This window comes from Winogradskyella immobilis, assembly GCF_021887715.1.
GTDB lineage: Bacteria > Bacteroidota > Bacteroidia > Flavobacteriales > Flavobacteriaceae > Winogradskyella > Winogradskyella immobilis.
In genome coordinates this window covers 1-2665 of the sequence record NZ_JAIQXX010000045.1, presented here as the reverse complement: position 1 = coordinate 2665, position 2665 = coordinate 1, and the positions used below count along the sequence as shown (strand labels likewise).

The following is a 2665-nucleotide window of genomic DNA, read 5'->3' as shown; positions in this document are numbered from 1 at the left end:
TTCCATCCAATGTTTTCTCAGGTTGACAACCTAAAAACAGAATAAAAGTCAAAATTATATTCCAGAAGTTTAGTTTCATCAAATGTTGGCTAACGGCTTCGGCTAAGGTTAGTACGGGATTAAATTAGCATTTAATTTCGGATTAAGCGATTAGCCAAAACTTTTTATTTTGTTTTATCTTTTTCTGTTCTAAAGCCAAATCAAAAGATTTGGCGGACTTTATAAAAATACACTAAACTTTCGATTAAGCACCAAAGCCCGTATTAATTTTAGCCATTGTTGGCATTTCGTTGTTTTAAGGTCCATAATCATATATTTCAGTGAACCATTCGGCATTATGTCTCCAATTCCAATATTCTTCACAATTCACAGTGTCAGTTTCAATAAGGCTTATCAGTTTTATGAAATCATTATCCTCTCTTTCAAATTCTCCAATTACTAATTCATTTTCATAACGGATTAGATTGTTCGCTGAAGAATACAAACCGATACTTTTTAAATATTTATAATAATCAATCAGTTTATTTTTTATCGTCAAGGAATCACTTTCTTTAAGGATTACCTCAAATTCAAGAAGTCCTTTAATGGTAGAGTCTGAATTCCAATTCAATTTTTCTGAACTTGCATTGGATGCATATGTATTCTTGATATCAGTCAATATTTGCAAAACAACTGATTCGTTTTTGTCAGATTTTCTGCGATTCCAAAATTCCAAGTAGTATTTGTCAATTCCAGTAGTATCAGAATACGATTGAATAAGGCTATTTGTGATTTGATTTAGAGACTTATTTGCCCAAGAAGTTTCCGCCCAATGATCGGTAAATAAAGGTTTATTAAATTCTTCTTCGGAAATGAACCTTTTAAGTCCAATTTGTCTTAATGAAGCATAAACTTTTTTTAAATTTTCTGGTTTTCTAACCCAGTAATTTTTTGAATAAGCTCCAAATTGTCGGAAATCGACAATAGTTTTCAAGTAATCAAAGTTTGCTTGTCTTTTTATGTCAGTCAGAAAATCATAGTGCTTTTCAGGCAATCCTTTTTTACAGGTTTCTTTTTCGGATTCACACCCGAATAAAAGTCCAATAAATATGATTGCTAAAAGTTTCTTCATAATGAATGCCAACGTTGATGTGTATGGTTAGTTGCGTGTTTAAGCAACTAATTTAGCAAATAAATCACAGATAGAATATTCCGAAGGAATGTTCGTAAGTCGGCAGTGACCTAGCAATTAATTATACACGGTGTTGTAAAACGTAATTTATCCATTTTTTTTGCAATATTCCAATAAGTCAGAACCTATATCGTTCAACTTATAAAATGCTTGAGACCTTTCTCTTCTTTGAAATTCTATTAAATTTAATTCAATGAATGTTGTATTGAAAAATTCGTTTTTACTTGTTGTCATATCGTTTTCTTCAAAGTTTGCAATAAAATGATGCGTTAATTCATTCTTCTCTAAATACAAAAACAATGCTTTAATAAGCGAACTACTTTTAGGTACAGAATTACTTAAATCAGATTTCACCTTATTAAAATTGTCTAAAAGTTCGCTATTCTCTTTTCTTTTATTATTGAAAAGGTCAGTCAATTCAGAGTATTCTTCTTTACTAACCATAAGGTTCGTGTTTTTTAATATTTTCTCCGTAATTGTATCTCCAAGTCTTTTAAAGAATAACTTTATAAGAACAGTAAATCTGTTTAATAAAGTTCCAATCGCAACAGCAAGTAAAGTAAGTCCAATTATTTTAATTATGTATGTTGTATTTCCATTTTCAGAGATATACTTTTCCAATATTTGGATTTTATCTAACCTGTTTTCTGTTTTATCAAAATTGAATAAAGAATAAATTAGTTTCCAATTATCAAACGCGATAAGTATGATTAAAACTCCCCAAAATGGACTTTTAATTCTTTCTATCAATGTTTCTTTTATAGTACTGAGTATTTTCATTATGTTTTACAACGTTGATGTGTATGGTTAGTTGCGTGGTTAGGTAACTAATTTAGCAAATAAATCACAGATAGAATATTCCGAAGGAATGTTCGTAAGTCGGCAGTGAACCAAGCAATTAATTATACACGGTGTTACCATACGTTTTTTATTCCACTTTTATTTATTCGGTCAGATTTTTATTCCGCACTACAATCGTTCCAGCCCATAAATCTCCGACTCTTTGATTCAAATCGGTATTATTAATTGTTATAATTCCAACTAATCCAAAAAAGAACATATCGATAGGGTCTACTAAATGTCTTTTAAAAGATTCGCCGAAAGTCAAATTCCGATTTATTCCGCTTTTTGGTATTGCTTTTAGTCCAACTAATGAATTTCCGACTGTTGCTCCAATCCCCATTTCAAGTCCAACTGTCATAATTCCCCAAAATATCATTGGTATAAATGCTAATAATCCGGTTACCGAATATTCACCATCGGCATTGGGTTCACCAAAAGCGAAAATAAACACTAAAGTGAAAGTATAGATTAGCAGATAATCTATAAATCCAGCTAGAAATCTTTTTCCAGTATTTGGTTCCGTTCTAATATTCTGCATAGTTTATGTTTAATGTATGGTAACGTGCTTGTACATAAAAAGTTGCGTTTTAAAGTTAGCGGCAATTTTCCGCAGGAAAATTCCGTATTTAAAAAGGCAACAATTTTAATGCA

Annotated in this window: 3 protein-coding genes; all 3 read right to left on the bottom strand. The window is 30.7% G+C overall.

What is annotated here, in order from left to right; translation table 11 throughout:
* Positions 1-295 precede the first annotated feature (295 nt).
* Positions 296-1111 carry a hypothetical protein gene (locus tag K8Z87_RS13710; protein ID WP_227478145.1) on the bottom strand — a complete coding sequence of 272 codons (816 nt, stop codon included), beginning with the start codon at positions 1109-1111 and terminating at the stop codon, positions 296-298.
* A 147-nt stretch (positions 1112-1258) separates the two neighbouring features.
* Positions 1259-1951, bottom strand: coding sequence for a hypothetical protein (locus tag K8Z87_RS13705; protein ID WP_227478144.1), 693 nt, complete (start codon positions 1949-1951; stop codon positions 1259-1261).
* 163 nt (positions 1952-2114) lie between these two features.
* Positions 2115-2552, bottom strand: a complete 438-nt coding sequence (locus K8Z87_RS13700) for an RDD family protein (protein WP_227478143.1) — start codon at positions 2550-2552, stop codon at positions 2115-2117.
* Between the last annotated feature and the right edge of the window lie 113 nt (positions 2553-2665).